Annotated in this window: 14 protein-coding genes and 1 tRNA gene; 6 read left to right on the plus strand and 9 right to left on the minus strand. The window is 67.1% G+C overall.

All coding sequences use genetic code 11. The annotated features are described in order from the left end of the window. Positions 1 to 29 precede the first annotated feature (29 nt). The 3 genes from ACIA8G_RS41745 to ACIA8G_RS41755 all read right to left on the minus strand — a co-directional run bounded on the left by ACIA8G_RS41745 (position 30) and on the right by ACIA8G_RS41755 (position 2,588). Positions 30 to 1,997 carry a tachylectin-related carbohydrate-binding protein gene (locus ACIA8G_RS41745; RefSeq protein WP_396424356.1) on the minus strand — a complete coding sequence of 656 codons (1,968 nt, stop codon included), beginning with the start codon at positions 1,995 to 1,997 and terminating at the stop codon, positions 30 to 32. A 183-nt stretch (positions 1,998 to 2,180) separates the two neighbouring features. Continuing rightward, positions 2,181 to 2,254, minus strand: a tRNA-Leu gene (locus tag ACIA8G_RS41750). 52 nt (positions 2,255 to 2,306) lie between these two features. Continuing rightward, positions 2,307 to 2,588, minus strand: a complete 282-nt coding sequence (locus tag ACIA8G_RS41755; RefSeq protein WP_030466675.1) for a metal-sensitive transcriptional regulator — start codon at positions 2,586 to 2,588, stop codon at positions 2,307 to 2,309. A 322-nt stretch (positions 2,589 to 2,910) separates the two neighbouring features. Between ACIA8G_RS41755 and ACIA8G_RS41760 the strand changes: the two genes are divergently transcribed. After that, complete coding sequence (locus tag ACIA8G_RS41760; RefSeq protein WP_396424357.1) at positions 2,911 to 3,252, plus strand: Lsr2 family protein; 342 nt, start codon at positions 2,911 to 2,913, stop codon at positions 3,250 to 3,252. A 120-nt stretch (positions 3,253 to 3,372) separates the two neighbouring features. Here ACIA8G_RS41760 and pabB read toward each other — a convergent pair whose 3' ends face one another. The 3 genes from pabB to ACIA8G_RS41775 form a co-directional block, all read right to left on the minus strand. Then, positions 3,373 to 5,358, minus strand: coding sequence for an aminodeoxychorismate synthase component I (gene pabB, locus ACIA8G_RS41765; RefSeq protein ID WP_396424358.1), 1,986 nt, complete (start codon positions 5,356 to 5,358; stop codon positions 3,373 to 3,375). 93 nt (positions 5,359 to 5,451) lie between these two features. Beyond that, a complete protein-coding gene (locus ACIA8G_RS41770; protein ID WP_396424359.1) occupies positions 5,452 to 6,288 on the minus strand; it encodes a hypothetical protein in 837 nt (278 codons plus the stop codon). Beyond that, positions 6,285 to 6,782, minus strand: coding sequence for a SigE family RNA polymerase sigma factor (locus ACIA8G_RS41775; protein ID WP_396424360.1), 498 nt, complete (start codon positions 6,780 to 6,782; stop codon positions 6,285 to 6,287). Before ACIA8G_RS41775 ends, ACIA8G_RS41770 begins: the two co-directional genes overlap by 4 nt. 156 nt (positions 6,783 to 6,938) lie before the next feature. On the opposite strand from ACIA8G_RS41775, the gene ACIA8G_RS41780 reads away from it, so the two are divergent. The 4 genes from ACIA8G_RS41780 to ACIA8G_RS41795 all read left to right on the plus strand — a co-directional run bounded on the left by ACIA8G_RS41780 (position 6,939) and on the right by ACIA8G_RS41795 (position 10,662). Next, positions 6,939 to 8,117, plus strand: coding sequence for a metallophosphoesterase (locus ACIA8G_RS41780; RefSeq protein ID WP_396424361.1), 1,179 nt, complete (start codon positions 6,939 to 6,941; stop codon positions 8,115 to 8,117). A 108-nt stretch (positions 8,118 to 8,225) separates the two neighbouring features. Beyond that, positions 8,226 to 9,392 carry a type III PLP-dependent enzyme gene (locus ACIA8G_RS41785; protein WP_396424362.1) on the plus strand — a complete coding sequence of 389 codons (1,167 nt, stop codon included), beginning with the start codon at positions 8,226 to 8,228 and terminating at the stop codon, positions 9,390 to 9,392. Between the two features lie 29 nt (positions 9,393 to 9,421). Beyond that, positions 9,422 to 9,817 (plus strand): adenosylmethionine decarboxylase, encoded by a 396-nt coding sequence (gene speD / locus ACIA8G_RS41790; protein ID WP_112272901.1) that lies wholly within the window; start codon positions 9,422 to 9,424, stop codon positions 9,815 to 9,817. A 29-nt stretch (positions 9,818 to 9,846) separates the two neighbouring features. Then, complete coding sequence (locus tag ACIA8G_RS41795; protein ID WP_396424369.1) at positions 9,847 to 10,662, plus strand: spermidine synthase; 816 nt, start codon at positions 9,847 to 9,849, stop codon at positions 10,660 to 10,662. A 65-nt stretch (positions 10,663 to 10,727) separates the two neighbouring features. Here ACIA8G_RS41795 and ACIA8G_RS41800 read toward each other — a convergent pair whose 3' ends face one another. The 3 genes from ACIA8G_RS41800 to ACIA8G_RS41810 all read right to left on the minus strand — a co-directional run bounded on the left by ACIA8G_RS41800 (position 10,728) and on the right by ACIA8G_RS41810 (position 15,451). After that, on the minus strand, positions 10,728 to 12,779 hold the full coding sequence (locus ACIA8G_RS41800; RefSeq protein ID WP_396424363.1) for a prolyl oligopeptidase family serine peptidase: 2,052 nt from the start codon (positions 12,777 to 12,779) through the stop codon (positions 10,728 to 10,730). 678 nt (positions 12,780 to 13,457) lie between these two features. Continuing rightward, on the minus strand, positions 13,458 to 14,228 hold the full coding sequence (locus tag ACIA8G_RS41805; protein WP_396424364.1) for a DUF1295 domain-containing protein: 771 nt from the start codon (positions 14,226 to 14,228) through the stop codon (positions 13,458 to 13,460). Then, positions 14,225 to 15,451: a class I SAM-dependent methyltransferase gene (locus ACIA8G_RS41810; protein WP_396424370.1), complete on the minus strand. Its 1,227-nt coding sequence runs from the start codon at positions 15,449 to 15,451 to the stop codon at positions 14,225 to 14,227. Before ACIA8G_RS41810 ends, ACIA8G_RS41805 begins: the two co-directional genes overlap by 4 nt. Positions 15,452 to 15,605: 154 nt before the next feature. Between ACIA8G_RS41810 and ACIA8G_RS41815 the strand changes: the two genes are divergently transcribed. Beyond that, the gene (locus tag ACIA8G_RS41815) at positions 15,606 to 16,286 is read left to right on the plus strand and encodes a hypothetical protein (RefSeq protein WP_396424365.1); all 681 of its coding nucleotides are present in this window, start codon (positions 15,606 to 15,608) and stop codon (positions 16,284 to 16,286) included. Positions 16,287 to 16,508 lie beyond the last annotated feature (222 nt).

Consider the following 16,508-nt stretch of genomic DNA (forward strand, 5'->3'; position numbering starts at 1 on the left):
GGGTACCTCCCCCAGGAGATGATCAACTGTCAGAACGGGTACAGCGGGCCGCCGGTGAACCGCAGCGGTGTCGCCGGGTCGGCCGGTACCGGCGCGGTGAACAGGTGCCTGCGGTTGCCCGCGGACTCCGCCGTGATCTGCACCTCGCCGGCCCTGCTCACGCTCAGCGCCGTCGGGTCGCTGAACCACATGCCCTGCGGGACCTCGACCGGCGCCCACGGGTGGAACTCGGTGCTGCCCGGCCCCTTCGAGGTGGTGACGAACGGCTTGCCGTCCGCCGGCACCGACAGCGCCACGGTGCCGTTCGGCAGCAACCGCGCGGCCACCGGCTCGTCCCAGGCGTTGCGCGTGCCGAACGGGCCGAGCGACTGCCACAAGTCCTCGAAGCCGGTGCGGTCGGCCTTCTCCCGCCGCACGTGCACGATCATGTTGCTCTCGCCGTTGCGCAGTGCACCGAACACGAGGAGGGCGCCGGTGCTGTCCTGAACGAGCGTCAGCGGCCCGACAAGACCGGTGCCGCGGAGCTCGCCCGCCGCCACCGGGCGCGCTCCCGGCGAGTGCCGGAAGACGTGCGGCTCGCCGCCGTACGCGTTGGCCAGCACCGTCGTCTCGTCGCCGCGGGCGATCGCGGTGACGGAGTTGTAGTCCGCGGCTGGGTCGCCGAACCTGCGCCAGGCAAGGAAGTCCCCGTTGGACAGCTGCTCGCGAACGTAGAGGTGGCCGACTTCGTTGCCGGCCGGAGCGATCGCGTAAACCGCCAACGTGCCGTCAGCACGCCGCACGAGAGCCGGAGTGCTGCTCATGGCGCCACGCAACGAGATCGGCGCCTCCCACGTACCCGCGCGCAGCGTGATCAGCTCCACGTTGCCGCCCCACAGCGCACCGATCGTCGCTGTGCCAGCAGCATCGTCGACCACCGGAGGCCTGATACCCGTGTGGGCCCCGGCCAAATTGGTGCGCTGCCAGGTCAGGCTGACGGGGTCGTACCAGTCGCTGACAATGGTGTGCTGATCGTTCGTGCCCACCACGTACCGGCCACCGGACGCCGGTTCCACGGCGTACGGCACACCAGTGGGATCACCAAAAGACCCTTCGATCACCGGCCCGGGAAGGGCAGTCGAGCAGTCGGTCGTAGTAGCGGTGACGTCAACGTCAGTCCCCCAGCCCGTACCAACCACCGAACCGGTGGTGCTCTGCCAGCCGGCACCCTCGGTGAACCGGTTCCACCGAAGCTCACCGCTGTCAGGCCGCACGGAGTAGTAGACGTCGCCACCAGGCGAGAACAACGAGCCGCCACCACGCCAGTCGACCGCAGAAACAACGTCGTACGCGACAAACCGCTCGCTCGCAACGTGATACCGGAACCGATGCAAGGCACCCACGGCATCCCGCGCCTGCAGCCCACCACTGCCGCTGGCAGCAATCAGGTCGAACCGACCCCACCCAACGTCCAGCACCCGCCCACTACCAGGAGCCCACGCACCAGCCACGTCGTCATACCGCCACCACCGCAGCTGATCGCCCTCAAGCGTGTAAATCGCCCCATCGGCATCCACGGTGATCTTGCCCCGGTGAGCGGCCTCGACAAACTTCTGCCAGCCCCACCCAATAGTCCGGTACTGACCACCACCGAACGTGTCCCACCCACCACCGCGATACCGCAGCAAGCGAAGCTCACCACCGACAGTGATGTTGTAAACACGCCCATCAGCCCCAGCAAACGTCTTACCGCCCCAGCCCCACCCAATCTGCCGAGCCCCAGCCCAAGCAAAGCCCCCAGTGCCAGGCGCCGCATGCTCGTACAACCACAGATCACCATCAGCCTGCACGGTGAAGACGCGAGCAACCGCCCCACACGAAACATCAGCAGCCGCAGCACCCCCAGCCCCAGCAATCGCCCCCACGCCCACAACCGCAGCAAGGCAAAACGCTCTCAACTTCACACGCAAGGCGAACCCCCCAGAACCCCGGTTTCGCGGCCAGCATAGCGATTCCATTGATTCCAATGTGGAATGACCACCGCCCCCAAACGGCCCAACCGGCCGGCCGAGCGAAGCGACGGCCGAAGGGGGGTCCGGGGGCGCAGCCCCCGGCTGGGGGTCTGGGGGCTCGGCCCCCAGAAAACACCACGGGCGAGGTACGGTCTGCGCTCTCCGCAGACATACCTCGCCCGAAGTCCGTGCCCCCGGTGCGACTCGAACGCACACTGGACGGATTTTGAGTCCGCTGCCTCTGCCGATTGGGCTACGGGGGCGTAGCGGGGAGAACTCTAGCGGATCTCCCCAGCGAGTTTCTTGCGGGGACCCTCAGGACTTCACCAAACGCCCGATCGCCGCGGAAGCTTCAGCCAGCTTCTCCTCGGCCACCGGACCGCCCTCCGCGGCCGCCTGGGCCACACAATGCTTCAGGTGCTCGTCCAGCAGCCCCAGCGAGACGGCCTGCAGGGCCTTCGTCGCGGCGGAGATCTGGGTGAGGACGTCGATGCAGTATTCGTCGTTCTCGACCATGCGCTGCAGGCCGCGGATCTGTCCCTCGATGCGACGCAGTCGCTTGAGGTAAGCGTCCTTGTCAGCGGTGTACCCGTGCATCGCTCCGACCTTCCCTACCCCTGGCGGGTATGTCGAGGATACCTGCACCAGATGGGGGTGCGTTATGTGCAACGCTGCTCCGTCAGCTGGAATGGTGAAGCGTCCGGCAAGCCCAGCAACGGGCCGAAGTGAGACGACTAGCTGCACATTTTGGACCCATAACACCCGTGTGGTTTACCGGGTAAATGCCCCGACCGGGCGGTTGCGGTCACATTTTAGCGGCGAAAGGTTCGCCGTTTTTCCTCGTGTGGACTATGGTGTTGTCGGAGCACGTGGTTACGTCGAGGATCCGCGTGCTATGTGAGTACCTAACGGAGGAACAGTGGCACAGCAGACCGTCGTCCAACTCATCGACGACCTCGACGGCGGAGAAGCCGACGAGACCGTGACCTTCGCACTTGACGGTGTCGAGTACGCCATCGACCTGTCGAAGGGAAATGCGGACAAGCTTCGTGAGTCGCTGGCGGACTTCGTCGCCAAGGCTCGCCGTGCGGGTGGCCGCAAGCAGCGCAAGGGCACCGGCAAGAGCACGGTGAAGGCCACGGACAAGGCCGAGGCGCAGCGCATTCGTGACTGGGCTCGCGCGCAGGGGCACCAGATCTCGGACCGCGGTCGCATTCCGCAGAACCTGGTCGTGCAGTTCCAGGAAGCGCACGCCTCCTGACCTGCTGAAACACGCAAGGTTTCCACACGTCGGCCGGGTCGCCGGCCGACGTGTAACCCAAGAGATCGAACCCATATGGATCGGACACGGTTCGTTCACACCTATCCCCGGAACGTGGGATCAACGACCAGGAAAGTCCGCTCCGAACAGCTGCAACACCGCTGTTGCCTTGACCGCTGTCTCCTCGAATTCCTCGTCGGGGTCCGACAGTGAGATGACCGCTCCGCCGACGCCGAAACTGACCTGGTCACCGTTCGCCACGAGCGTTCGGATGACGATGCTGAAGTCGGCCGCGCCGTTGAGCGAGAAGTAACCGAGGGCTCCCGAGTACACCCCGCGTGGACCAGCTTCCAACCCATCAAGGATCTGCATGGTCCGGATCTTCGGGGCGCCGGTCATCGAACCACCCGGAAACGCGGCTCGAACACATCGGACGGCAGAACTGTCCGGTCGAAGACGGGCCTGCACGGTGCTCACCAATTGGTGCACGGTCGCGTAGGTCTCGACGTCGAACAACCGCGTCACCTCGACCGAACCCACTTCCGCGCAGGTGCCGAGATCGTTGCGGACGAGGTCCACGATCATCAGGTTCTCTGCCCGGTCCTTGACCGAACGGCCCAACGTTGTGCGCAACATCTCGTCGTCCGACGCATCAACACCTCGCGGGCGCGTGCCCTTGATCGGCGATGACTCGACGAGTCCATGTCGGTCGACCTTGATAAATCGTTCGGGTGACGTGCTGAGCACGGACAGGTCACCGAAACGCAGCAACGCCCCGAACGGAACGGGATTTGCCGCGCGAAGGAGCCGATAAGTGTCCCACGGGTCGAGCGTCGCGCGCCACGACATCATGTTCGTCAGGCACGCCTCGTACGTCTCCCCCGCCGTGATCGCTTCCTGGCACGCGCTGATCAGCTTCAGGTAGTGCGCGCGCGGATGGCGCAACGTCACCTCCGACACGACCGGGCGAGAAGGCGCCGGTAAGGGCAGCGGGTGCGCCAGAAGGGCCGAAACTCGCCCGAACCAGTCGTCATCGGTCAACGACATCAAATAGACGCAGCCATCAAGGTGGTCGATGACCACGGCACGGTCCGTGAAGACGAACGACGCGTCAGGCTGCTCCGCGCGGTGTGCGAAGTCGCCGCCGCACTCCGCCTTCAGCTCGTAGCCGAGGTATCCGACCCACCCCAGGGCGAAGTCGAACGGCACGTCGGGCTGTTCCACGCCCCACGTCAGAAGGTCTTCGTCCAGCCACGAAAAGAAAGAAGGGCACGGCAGACGCGCGCCGTCGAGCGTGAGCACCTGGTCCGGCACCGAGTACTGCGCCACGCGCGCAAACGGCCCTGAAGCGTCGCCCATGAACGAGAACCGGGCACCGGCACCGCTGTCCAGCCAGAACGCGGTCTCAGACGCCCCGTAAAGCGCCGCAAACGTTTCCTCCGCCCCCGCGACTACCTCCAGCCTCCGCACGTGCACAGAGCGCTTCTGAGGCTCGGGACGAGCGATCACCGGTTCGGGCACGGCGGCGGTCCTGGTCGGGGTCAGCATGCCGAAGTTCGCCAGCATCTCGCCCCCGAAGTCCGTGCAGATCGACTCGGGGTGGAACTGCACACCCCACGCGGGCCGGTCGAGAGCGCGCACACCCATCAGCACGGAGTCGTCGCTCCACGCGATGGCTTCCAACGAAGAAGGCAGATCCGTGACCGCCAACGAGTGGTAGCGCACCACATCCAGAGGTGACGGCAGCCCGGCGAAAATGTCGACGCCGGAATGCATGACCGGAGAAACGATTCCGTGGCGTGGCACGGGCGCGGGTCCCACCGTGGCGCCGTAGGCCAGGCACAACCCCTGATGCCCGAGACACACGCCCAGCAACGGAATCTCGGCGTGCTCGATCACCGCGCGGCAGAGGCCGAAGTCGGCGGGGTTGCCCGGCCGGCCGGGGCCGGGAGAGATCACCACGTTGTCGAACGAACGCAGCGAGGCAAGCCGAAAGCGCGGGTCGTCGTTGTGGACGACCACGGGCTCGACACCGTTCACCTCAGCGAGGTGCTGAAAGAGGTTGAACGTGAACGAGTCGTAGTTGTCGATGAGCAGAGTCCGCATTCCAAGACGGCACTCTACCTGCCAAAACACCCAGAAAGAGCAATGAGAGAGGGCGGCCACAGAACGTGACCGCCCTCCAAACCCACAGCGAACTCACCGAGCCACGAGGAACCTCGGGTCGGCCGCCAGGGAGGCCAGCTGCTCTTCGTTGAACACGCTGGTCCCGGCCGCCAAGGCGGGGTGCCCGCTGCCCGAGAACTCCGCGTCCTGACCGATGGTGACCGTCGTGCCGTCGGGAGATCGGAACGTGGCCACCTGGTCGAACGGAGCGTCCTCGGCAGCGCTGGTCGTCACGCCGACCTGCTGCCCCTTGGCGGTGACGATCTTGCAGGCACCGCCGATGCCCCAGAACTCCTTGGAGATCGTGCAGACGTCACTGGACGCCCTCGGGTTGGGGGTGCTGACCTGGGCGACCAGCGAACCGACGCCGTCGCCCTTCTGCACCGCCACCCGCGCCAGGTACTCCCACACCTCGGCCGGATCGCCCTTGTCCGAGGCGACCTGAGCCTGGTTCATCTCCATGTCGGCGCCGTTGTACTCGGGCTTGAGGTACTTGAGCTTCGGGGTCGTGTACCCGGCCGGCACCACGGCCTTCAGCTCACCGAGCAGCTTGGTCGCGCGATCGGCCTGGGGGCCGTTGTGGGACGTGCGGTCGGTCTGACCGTCCGGCCAGGCGTTGGCCGCGGAGGAGCTGCTGCTGGGGCCCGCACCCAGCATGTACTCCTTCGCACCCTTCGGGTTCAGCGCGAACGCCGACCCGATGCCGATGCCGACCACCAGCACCGCGACCGCCGCCCCCGTGATGGACGACCGCCGCCTGGAGCGGGCCTTGCGCGCCACGTCGAGCGCGATCCCCGGATCCATCGCGGGCGGCGGGCTGCTCGCCACCACCACATTCTGAAAAGCTCGCTTGAGGTCCTCTTCGTTCATCGAACCCTCTCCTGCTCAGAGAGCAGGCCGCGCAGCGTCTGCAGCCCCCGCGCGGCCTGACTCTTCACTGTTCCTTCCGAACATTTGAGAACAACGGCCGTCTGCTGGACGGACATGTCCTCCCAGTACCGCAGGACGAGGCACGCGCGTTGCTTCGGAGGCACCTTCGCCAGAGCCTCCAGCAGCACCATCCGCTCCTCGGGGCGGAGCCCTGGTGGAGCCGCGGAGTCGGCGAGCTCGTCGCTCGTCGACTCGAACCGGAACCACCCGCGCCGTCGCTCGGACAGGAACGTCCGCACCAGGACCTGCCTGGTGTAGGCGTCCAACGCCTCGTGCCGCTGGATCCGGCCCCACGCCAAATAGAGCTTCGTGAAGGCCTGCTGCACGAGATCTTCCGCGCGATGCCAATCGCCGCACAGCAGGTATGCCGTGCCGCGCATGACGTCGGAACGGGCCGCGAAGTACTCCTGGAACGCGGCGTCCCGATCACTCATCAGGTCTCCCCCTTCTGCGGTGCCGGGTTAGTCACGCCACCTGCGGCCTGGCGGGTTGCATGAAATCCACGGCGAGAATCCCCTGGTTCTCCGCACCAGCGTCTCGTAGGAGCCACCAACGATCACGCCCGCGGGGGCGAAACGCATACTGATGTCGTGATTTTCCTGTTGCTCCTCGGCGTCCCGGCCGCACTGGGCCACCTGTACCTGTGGCGCCGGCTGGTCGTGGACACGACGCTGCCGCGCACGCTGGGGCGCCGCATCGGCGGGATGGCCGTCGTCGGGGCGTTCGCGATGCTGATGAGCGCGCTGGTCGTGACGCGCCGGGTTCCGCCGGAGTACGGGAAGTTCTTCGCCTGGCCGGGATTCGTCTGGCTCGCCGTGCTCTTCTACCTGGCCATCGCGCTCGGCATCGCGGAGATCCCGCGCCGGATCCTGCTGAAGCGAGCGACCCTCGTACCCGCCGCTGCCGGGTCTGTCGGTATCGAGCCGGTCGAGGTCGTGCCGGACCCGTCGCGGCGGCTGTTCATCTCGCGGTCGGTCGCTATCGGCTCCGGCATCGCCGCCGGCAGCGTGGTCGGCTACGGCATGACTCAGGCGCTGGGCGCGCCGCAGCTGCTCACCGTGCCCGTGACGCTCGACAAGCTCCAGACGTCGTTGTCGGGCTTCCGGATCGCGGTCGTGAGCGACATCCACCTCGGGCCGCTGCTCGGGCGTTCGCACACCGAACGGATCGTGCGGATGATCAACGAGCAGGAGGCCGACCTCGTCGCGATCGTCGGCGACCTGGTGGACGGCACGGTGGCCGAGCTCGGTGAGGCCGCGGCGCCGTTGCGGGACCTGGTTTCCAAGCAGGGCAGCTTCTTCGTGACGGGCAACCACGAGTACTTCTCAGGTCACGAACCGTGGCTGCGCGAACTGGACAAGCTGGGCGTGAACCCGTTGCGCAACGAGGGATTGACAGTTGCGGGCGGGATCGAGCTCGTGGGTGTGAACGACGTGACCGGGCGGGCGTACGACGACGGTCCTGACTTCGACCGCGCCTTCACGGGCCGCGATCGCAACAACCCCGTAGTCCTGTTGTCACATCAGCCGGTGCAGGTCGGCGAAGCCTCTTCACGGGGCGTCGACCTCCAGTTGTCCGGTCATACACACGGTGGACAGATGGTGCCGTTCAACTTCGTGGTGCCACTGCAGCAACCCGGTGTCGCGGGGCTGTCGAAGGTGGACGACACGTGGCTCTACGTCAGTCGTGGCGCGGGTTTCTGGGGTCCGCCGGTGCGCGTGGGCGCCCCGCCGGACATCACGATGATCGAGCTGCGTACTGCTGGGTAAATCACACTCGGCCCGACTGGATTGCGCGATAGCGGTGTCGAGGCCGTAGAGTGGACGGCCGTGCCCGCGTACGGACCGCGAGGCGGATGAAGGGGGACCCCTGGGGAAATGACCGAGAGCTTCGCCGTTGATCGGCGCAACGAGGCAGAGGCTCGTATTCGGCGTTTCCTGGACCAGGAGAACCCGTCGACACCGTGTCTGGTGATCGACCTCGAGACGATTCGTGCGCGCTACCAGGCAATTCACGCCGCACTGCCGTCCGTCGACATCTACTACGCCGTCAAGTCGAACCCAGAGGCCGAAGTGGTCGGCGCGCTGGTCGCGCAGGGTTCGCACTTCGACGTGGCATCACCCGCGGAGATCGATCTGTGCCTGGCGCGCGGCGCCGCACCGTCGACGATCTCCTACAGCAACCCCATCAAGAAGGCCGCTGACATCGCGTACGCCTACGCACGCGGTGTGCGACTGTTCGTGTCGGACAGCGAGCAGGACGTCCGATTCGTCGCTTCGCACGCTCCCGGTTCGTCGGTGCTCGTGCGAATTCTTGTACACAGCAAGGGTTCCACGTACCCGTTCGGCAACAAGTTCGGTTGCGATCCGGAGATGGCGACGGATCTCTTGCGGCTGGCGCACGAGCTGGGGCTCGTTCCTCTTGGTGTCGCGTTCCACGCGGGCTCGCAACAACTCTCCGTGGAGGGCTGGGACTCCGGCATCGCCGACGCCGCGCTCATCGCGGCGAAGCTGCGTGCGGAAGGAATCGAGACGTCGACGGTGAACCTGGGCGGCGGGCTTCCCGCTGTGTACCAGGCCGAGACGCCGTCGCTCGAAGCTTTCGCCGCCGCCATCGAGGCTTCCGTGGCCCGGCACTTCGGTGCCGTGCGGCCGCGGGTGATGATCGAGCCGGGCCGGGCGATCTCCGCCGAGGCCGGGATGATCCGCTCTTCGGTCGTGCTGGTGTCGCGCAAGTCCTATTCGGACGAACGCCGCTGGGTGTACGTCGACATCGGCCGTTACCAGGGCCTCGCCGAGACCGAGGGCGAGGCGATCGCGTACCGGCTGCGCACCTCGCGTGACGGTGGCCCCGTCGGCCCGATCGTGCTGGCCGGCCCGACGTGCGACGCCGACGACGTCATCTACCAGCACACGCGCTACGACCTGCCGCTCGACCTGGAGGCAGGTGACCACGTGGACATCCTGCACGCGGGCGCCTACACCTCCTCCTATTCGTCCGTGTGCTTCAACGGCTTCCCGCCGCTGGCCACGTACTGCATCTGAATCAGCATTCACATAGTTTGGAGTGATTGATGTCCGAAGCGCCCTGTCAGACCGAGGAGACCGTCGGTTTGTTCGCGGGACAGCACGTACTTGCAGAGCTCTCGGGTGTGAGCGCTGATCTGCTCGATGACGAGCAGTTCCTGCGACACGCCCTTGGTGAGGTTCTCACGCAGGCCGACGCAACCGTGCTGGAGGTGATCTCCAAGAAGTTCGATCCGCAGGGGGTCACCGTGCTGGCCCTGCTGTCGGAATCCCATGCGTCGATCCATACCTATCCCGAAGTGGGTTCGGTGTTCGTCGACGTGTTCACCTGCGGTACTCGTGCGAAACCCGCGTTGGCCGTTCAGCTGCTCGCTGACGCGTTGGGCGCTGCTCATGTGAGCACGGACGTCGTCACTCGTGGCATCAAGGAGCACGCCGCGTGAACGACATCAACGAGCCGCTCGCCGAGGGCATGACCCGCCACTGGCGCGTGGACGAGGTGCTGGTCGACACCAAGACGGACTTCCAGCACCTGGTGATCGCCGGCACGGCCCAGGGCGTGTCGTTGTTCTGCGACAACGACCGCCAGTCGACGGAGTTCAGCCAGCTGACCTACCACGAGGCCCTGATGGTGCCGGCGCTGCTGCTGGCCGACACCGTCGAGCGCGTGCTGGTCATCGGCTCTTCCGAGGGTGTCGTGTGCCAGATGGCCGTTCAGCACGGTGCTTCCGTCGTCGACCACATCGACATCGACGAGCAGGCCGTGAAGCTGTGCGCCGAGCACCTTCCGTACGGCTACACGCTTTCGGAACTGGCTGAGGCCGAGGCCGGCAACGGTCCGATCCGCGTGCAGTACATCGACGGGTTCGAGTACATCCGCACGACGTCCGAGAAGTACGACATCGTGCTGGTGGACCTGCCCGACGAGCGTGAGGAGGAGGCGCAGCACAACCGCTTGTACGGCGCCGACTTCCTGCGCATGTGCAAGGCGCTGCTGCGTCCCGGCGGCGTCGTCGTGAACCAGTCCGGTTGCCAGACGATGTGGCGCAACACCACGCTGATCCGCTCGTGGCAGCGGTTCAACGAGGTGTTCGACACCGTCGCCTACTACGGCTCGGACGAGCACGAGTGGGCGTACCTGTTCGGGCGCGCGGACGTCGTCGAGGACCCGACGGCACTGATGGTCGAGCGGTTGAAGACGGCCGGGTACCAGCCGGAGTCGATCGACGATCTGGCGTTGCTGGGCAACAGCATCCCGCCGTACCGCGTGCGGCAGTCGCTGGCCTGAGTTCCGGGTTTTCGAGAGGGGCGCTTTCCTTCAGGAAGGCGCCCCTCTCGCTGTCTCCTGACCTGTCAGCTCAGCGCTTGCTTGAGGAAGTCGACCTGGAGCAGCAACAGGTTCTCGGCGACCTGTTCCTGCGGGGTCATGTGCGTGACGCCGGAGAGCGGCAGCACGGTGTGCGGGCGACCGGCCGCGAGCAGCGCGCTCGAGAGGCGCAGGGTGTGAGCAGCCACCACGTTGTCGTCGGCGAGGCCGTGGATGATCATCAGCGGCCGGGAGAGCTTGTCCGCGTCGGCGATCAGCGAGTTCGAGTCGTAGACGTCGGGCTTGTCGTCGGGGTGGCCGAGGTAGCGCTCGGTGTAGTGGGTGTCGTAGAGGCGCCAGTCGGTGACCGGGGCGCCGGCGATGCCCGCGTGGAAGACGTCCGGCCGGCGCAGGACGGCCAGAGCCGAGAGGTAACCGCCGTAGGACCAGCCGCGGATCGCCACGCGCGTGAGGTCCAGATCGGGTTCCTGGGCCGCGGCGGCCTGCAGGGCGCCCACCTGGTCTTCCAGGGTGGCGCCGGCGAAGTCGAACGCGATCGCGCGCTCCCAGGCGAGGCCACGCCCCGGCGTACCGCGGCCGTCGGCGACGATCACCGCGAAGCCCTGGTCCGCCAGCCACTGCGGAGCCAGGAACGCGTTCTGGGACGACACGACCCGCTGGGCGTGCGGACCGCCGTACGGGTCCATCAGCACCGGAAGCTTGGTCCCCGGCACGTGATCCGACGGCAGCAGCAGCGCGGCACGCAGACCGCGCTCACCCAGGACCAGCATCCGCGGTGACGCCTTCAGGACCGGCGTGTCCGCCCACGACTCGATCTCGTGCTTGCCGACGGTCACCTTCGCGCCGAAGTAGTCCAAAGAGGACGAGATGAGCACAACCGTTTCACCGGAACGAACCGCGCTGTGCACACCGTCCTCAGTGGACAGCTGCTCGGTATGGGTAGCGCTGACCGCGTAGACGTGGACCTGGGTCGGGTCGTCAGCGGAGGCCGCGACCAGGATCGAGTCGTCGGCCACGTCGAGCACGCGCCGCACCTGGAGCCCCTCGGTCAGGACGTCGTCGCCGACCTGGAGCGCGTACTCGTCGCCGGACCCCACGATCCGCACGAGGCGGCCGTCCGGGGTCCACGCCGGAGCGCCACCGGTGACCTCGATCCACGTCGGGTCGGTCTCGGTGACGAGCTCGGTCACGGAGCCGGTCTCCGCGGCGAGCGAGTAGATCTTGCGCGTGCGCTGGTCACGCGACTGCGTGGTGATCAGCGGCGCACCGCCAGACGACCAGTGCACGTCGTTGAGGTAGTCGAACTCGAGCAGCACCGGCACGAAGGTGCCGTCCATCGACACCACGTGCAGCGACACCGCGGCGTTGGTGGTGCCCGCCGCCGGATAGGCGATCTCGGTGGCCGCCGAACCGGGGTTCGCCGGGTCGGCTATGTACCAGCGCTGCACCGACGCGTTGTTCACGCGCGCGGCGATGAGGCGGGTGCCGTCCGGCTCCCACCAGTACCCGCGATAGCGCGACATCTCCTCCGCCGCGATGAACTCGGCCAGGCCGAACGTCACGTCCTCGCCGTCCGGGACAGCAACGGCGAAGTCCTCGCCCGAGTCCAGCTCGACCACCCGCAACGTGCCGCGCGTGACGTACGCCACCCGCGACCCGGTCGGGTCGACCCGCGGGTCGATGACGTCGCCCCTGGTCTGCAGCTCGCGGACGCCACCCTTCTCCAGATCGGCCACGAACAGCCGGCCCGACAGCGTGAACGAGGCGACCGCAGCATCCCTCGAGAGGGCATAGCCGACGATGCCCGCGCCGGACTCGCGCGTGCGCTCGCGGCGAGCCTTCTCCTCGGCCGGCAGGTCCTCCGGGTCGGTCAGCAGCGCCGCCGGGTCGACGAGGAGCCTCTCGACGCCGGTGGCCGTGTTCAGCTCCCAGAGCCCGTTCGCACGGCTCGTGGCCGTGGCCGGACGCAGGAAGAAGACACGAGACCCGTCTGCCGCCACCGCGAAGGTCCTCGGTGCGCCGACGGTGAACCGCTGCGTGCGCGCCTGTTGGCGCGGGAAGGAGATGTCGTTGCCCACTCGCCCACACTAACCCGCGGCGATGGCCGGGTCGGGTGGTGCGAGGCAGCCTGCCTGGCTCGATGCAGAACTGGTGGGGGTTGCGGGCGCTGGCGCGTACCTGGCATGCGGCCGCCTGCCGAGCCCTGCGAAGGGCCGCACGCGGGACACGCGCGGACTGCGGCGAGCCGGGTGCGGGTTGCGGACGCGACCGCACACCTGCCACGCCGCCCCTGCCGCGCCCTGCGAACGGCAGCACGCGATACACGCGCGGACTGCGGCGAGCCAGGTGCGGGTTGCGGACGCGACCGCACACCTGCCACACCGCCACCTGCCGCGCCCTGCGAACGACAGCACGCGAGACACGCGCGGAGCCCGGCGAGCCGCCACCCCGCCGCACTTCGCTGAGGTGCACCTCAGGAGGCGCACTTCTGGAGGCTGCGCAGCAGGCATCGACGTGCGTCGCGGAGGCGGGCGCAGCGAACCTCGCCGCGCGTCGCAACCAAGCAGGCACATCGTGGCACCGCAAGGCACCCTGCCCGCCTCGATGCAGACCCGGCAGGGGTTGCGGACACAGCCCGCACCTGCCATGCCGCACCAAGGCAGCAGCACACGAAGCAGGCCAGAAGCGCGGCCACACACCCTCCATGCCACACAGAGGCTGCGCGCCAGGACAAGGCGAAGAGCCCGGCCCCGCCACTAACCCACGCGACTCCGCGGAGGCAACGGAACAAGCCCACTGGTCCGCCGCACATACTCGGCATAGCCAGGCCGCCGCACCACAATGTCCTTCTCGAGCAACGGCTTCCCGCTGCCCTTAGCAAGCAGCCAAGTCATGACCACCGGACCGATGATCGTGAGCGCAGCAAGCCACGAGTGCAGCGCGAACAGGTACAGGCCCCACCACACGACAGCGTCACCGAAGTAGTTCGGATGCCTTGTGTAGCGCCAAAGGCCACGGTCCATCACGGCGCCCTTGTTCGCGGGGTCCGCCCGGAACCGGGAGAGCTGCCAATCACCCACGGCCTCGAATGCGAAGCCGACCAACCACACGCCAGTGCCTACCCAATCTAGCACTCCAAATGGGGCCGAAAGATGCTGCGCGGCCTGCACCGGCAGCGACACGATCCACATCAGCGCGGCCTGAATCAGGTACACCCGGTACATCCGCAGGCGCGGATTTCCCTTGGCACGCCTCAAAATGTCCTGATAACGCGGATCTTCGTCCTTGCCGCGGTTGCGCAGGAAGATGTGCGCTCCCAGGCGTACGCCCCACACCACGGTGAGCGCCGTAACCAGCCACTGCCGAGTTGGTTCGCCCTCCGCGAACAGCAGCGTGACCACCGCGATCACCGCGAAGCCAGGTCCCCACGCGGAGTCGATCAGGTCGTACCTACCCCGTGCGTCCGCGTACAGGAACAGGCCGCTGAGCAGCAGGAAGACCGCCAGAAGGGTGATCAGGTAGCTCATCGGGCCACCAGCTCACGACGTACCCGCGGCATGCCGCTGCGACCGGTCGAGGTTCTGCGCACCGCCAGGATCTGGTCCACGCCCATCCGCCCTTCCTCGAAGGTCAGCGCGCCACCCGCGAGGTACAGCCGCCACACCCGCGCCTGTCCCTCGCCGACCAGCGCGACTACCTCGTCCCACCGATCTTCCAGTGTCTGCGCCCACGCCCGCACGGTCCACACGTAGTGCTCGCGCAACGCGTGCACGTCACGGATTTCCAGGCCGGCCCCTTCTAGAAACCCGGTCGTCTGACTGACCGGGCGCATGTGCATGTCCGGCGCGACGTACGACTCGATGAACGCGCCGCCGCCCGGTGCGTTGTGGCCGCGCGACATCTGCTGCAACAACAACCGGCCCGATGGCTTGAGCAGGCGGTGCAACGCCGCGGCGTACGACGGGTAGTTCTGCTCGCCGACGTGCTCGCCCATCTCGATCGTGGAGATGGCGTCGAACGGTTCGTCGCGGATCTCGCGGTAGTCCTGCAGACGCACTTCGACACTCCCCTGCAGGCCCTCGGCCTTGATGCGCCGCTGGATGTGGTCGCGTTGCTGCGCGGAGATCGTCACACCGGTCGCTTGCACGCCGTAGTGCTTCGCCGCGTGGATGATCATCGAGCCCCAGCCGCAGCCGACGTCGAGCAGTCGCTGGCCCGGCCGCAGGTCGAGTTTGCGGCACACCAGGTCGAGCTTGTTGTGCTGGGCCTGCTCCAGCGAGTCCGATGAGGACGTGAAGTACGCGCACGAGTAGGCCATGCTCGGGTCGAGCACGAGTTGGTAGAAGGCGTTGCTCAGGTCGTAGTGATGCGAAATGGCTTCCCGGTCGCGGTTCTTGGTGTGCAGCGCACCGCGCAGCCTCGCCTCCTCCTTCGGCGCATCCGGATTGCGGCCCAGCACTTTCAGTTGCAATGCAAGTTTCACTACCTCCGACACACGCGGCCGGCGAGTGACGCCTTGTCGCACCAACCCCCAGACCTGAGACAGGCCGAGCGCGAGATCACCCTCCACGTCGAGTTCCCCGCTCACGTACGCGCGCGCGAGGCCTAGCTCGTTCGGGCTCCAGGCGAGCCTCCGCAGCGCGTCGCGGGAGCGGAGCACGAGCACGGTGCCGTCCTGCGGCCCCGCCACGCTGCCGTCCCACGCCCGAATTCCGATCGGCAACGGCCCGCCGAGCATCCGTTCGGCCATTCCTGCCAGCTGACCAGCGACGACCACCCTGCACCTCCTGCGAGACCTGGCTCCGCCAGACGTTCGGGACGGCAGAAGGTTCGGTTCGTTTCTGAACCGAGACGCAACCACGCCCGTATGGCCTCGATAGAGCGAACGACGGAACAAGGAGGACATGAGTGTGATCCGACGTAACCGCATTGCCATCGGGCTCGCCGCGGGACTGGCAGTTGTGCTGGGTCTGGGTGTCTGGAGTGCCACGGGTGGTGGCACGAACTCGAAGCCGGTGGCACAGACCGAAACCGACCTGGGCGTCCTCGGTGACTACGGCGACGTGGGTCAGGCCCCGGTACTCCAGGAGCCAGCTCCTGCGACCGACTCGCCTCAGCAGCAGGCACCCGAGACCCCGGCCCCGGCAGCCCAGCCTCCGGCCGCACAGCCCCCCGCGGCAGCCCCGGTCAGCAATTTGCGACTGGTCGGCAAGCCGGTCGACAAGATGGGCCTCGTCGTCCAGGACGGCGATGGACGGACTCTGTACCGCTTCGACAAGGACACGCCGAAGCCCGAAGGCAAGTCCAACTGCAACGACAAGTGCGCCGTGACGTGGCCGCCGATGCTGTCGGACACGATCCCGCAGGTCGAGGGCGTTGACGCGAAGCTCGTCTCGCTGATCACCCGTGCGGACGGCAAGAAGCAGGTCGCGATCGACGGCTGGGCGCTGTACACCTACTCGCTGGACCCCAAGCCGGGCGCGTGGAAGGGCCAGGGTGTCGGTAACACCTGGTTCGTGATCCAGCCCGACGGCAAGCGCAACGTCGAGTGCCTTCCCCCCGGCGTAACGGTGCCTGCCGCCTAATACTCCCGTTAGGACGGTCCACCTGAGACTCAAAGCACCCTGACACGGTGTGACCCCGGCCCTGGGGAAGGGGCCGGGGTTCCCGTCGTTTCGCTCTCGCTTCACAAAAGGGGCGCCACCGGAAATTTGAACTGGTCCCCGGAAGTTGGACTGGCTAGTTGAAGGTTAGGCCGCGAGGGCCTGGGCTCGGTATTGGACCGGGCTCAGGCCCTTGAGCGTGGT

The organism is Lentzea sp. NPDC051213 (assembly GCF_044455585.1).
Taxonomy (GTDB): Bacteria; Actinomycetota; Actinomycetes; order Mycobacteriales; family Pseudonocardiaceae; genus Lentzea.

What these genes read in the sequence shown, in the direction of transcription:
- ACIA8G_RS41755 (WP_030466675.1), bottom strand. Translation starts at nt 2,588, where the DNA reads ATGCACGGGTACACCGCTGACAAGGACGCTTACCTCAAGCGACTGCGT.
- ACIA8G_RS41795 (WP_396424369.1), top strand. Translation starts at nt 9,847, where the DNA reads ATGACCCGCCACTGGCGCGTGGACGAGGTGCTGGTCGACACCAAGACG.
- ACIA8G_RS41745 (WP_396424356.1), bottom strand. Translation starts at nt 1,997, where the DNA reads ATGGAATCGCTATGCTGGCCGCGAAACCGGGGTTCTGGGGGGTTCGCC.
- pabB (WP_396424358.1), bottom strand. Translation starts at nt 5,358, where the DNA reads ATGCGGACTCTGCTCATCGACAACTACGACTCGTTCACGTTCAACCTC.
- ACIA8G_RS41805 (WP_396424364.1), bottom strand. Translation starts at nt 14,228, where the DNA reads ATGAGCTACCTGATCACCCTTCTGGCGGTCTTCCTGCTGCTCAGCGGC.
- ACIA8G_RS41770 (WP_396424359.1), bottom strand. Translation starts at nt 6,288, where the DNA reads ATGAACGAAGAGGACCTCAAGCGAGCTTTTCAGAATGTGGTGGTGGCG.
- ACIA8G_RS41815 (WP_396424365.1), top strand. Translation starts at nt 15,606, where the DNA reads ATGAGTGTGATCCGACGTAACCGCATTGCCATCGGGCTCGCCGCGGGA.
- ACIA8G_RS41785 (WP_396424362.1), top strand. Translation starts at nt 8,226, where the DNA reads ATGACCGAGAGCTTCGCCGTTGATCGGCGCAACGAGGCAGAGGCTCGT.
- ACIA8G_RS41810 (WP_396424370.1), bottom strand. Translation starts at nt 15,451, where the DNA reads ATGGCCGAACGGATGCTCGGCGGGCCGTTGCCGATCGGAATTCGGGCG.
- ACIA8G_RS41775 (WP_396424360.1), bottom strand. Translation starts at nt 6,782, where the DNA reads ATGAGTGATCGGGACGCCGCGTTCCAGGAGTACTTCGCGGCCCGTTCC.
- speD (WP_112272901.1), top strand. Translation starts at nt 9,422, where the DNA reads ATGTCCGAAGCGCCCTGTCAGACCGAGGAGACCGTCGGTTTGTTCGCG.